This is a genomic window from Acinetobacter endophylla, assembly GCF_053543775.1.
This window is the reverse complement of sequence record NZ_JBLVOM010000141.1, coordinates 1,920-2,673: the sequence shown is the minus strand read 5'-3', so window position 1 is coordinate 2,673 and position 754 is coordinate 1,920. Positions and strand designations below refer to the sequence as shown.

The window sequence follows — 754 nt, the reverse complement described above, 5'->3', positions numbered from 1 at the left end:
GACCAGAATAGATTAGAAGCGTGTAAATCGTTATGGGTCCAAATTCTGCTTGCCTGTTGCAATACAGGCTGAATACGCTGGTGAACCTGTAAGATTTGATCTAAAAAGTAAGGATCTAAATTTTTGTCGGCACAGTAACGGCTTAATTCTGGACTGTTTACAATGCGCCGTTGAATGGCTGTAACGATATTTTCACTGTCTAAAAGCTGCTGATTGGACAATAAATAAGATGCTGATCGGCCTTGGTGCTCAGGAAAATCCTGCATGGCCATATGTAACTTTGCCAGCAATTGCCCCGCTTTCGCAGCATGTTCAGCATAGAAAAAAGGTTTCCAGGATTGCTGATCTGCATACAGATCTAAACCGGCTGCTTTTGCATAAACTTCATAGGTCCAGTCACCCACCTCTAAAGCAGTCAGATCTTGATTTGACCTAATCAATGCTGCAACAGGAATTTCTTTGCTGGCTAAATGCTGAAGAACGGCATGCTCCTGTAAAATATCGTGGGCACGACGAAATGAACAATGACTGCGCTTGATCAAATACTGATGCGCGACTGCTTCATCCCTGCTCACAAAATCCTGCTCCACCTTGACCAGCGCCGCAGATGAAAATGGCCGGGGACTACACCACAAAATCTGAATATGACCTTGTAAACAGGAATAATGCTGCTGCAGGCTTTGTAATTCTGGATCAGAAATATGTGCCCAGTCTTTATGTTCCCAGGCATTGCCCATACCATGACCTAAATCAT

1 protein-coding gene is annotated in these 754 nt (G+C 43.9%); it reads right to left on the bottom strand.

The window, feature by feature from the left end:
• The coding region (locus ACNPNW_RS06035; protein WP_448766715.1) for a phosphotransferase enzyme family protein at positions 1–754 on the bottom strand (754 nt) is incomplete at both ends.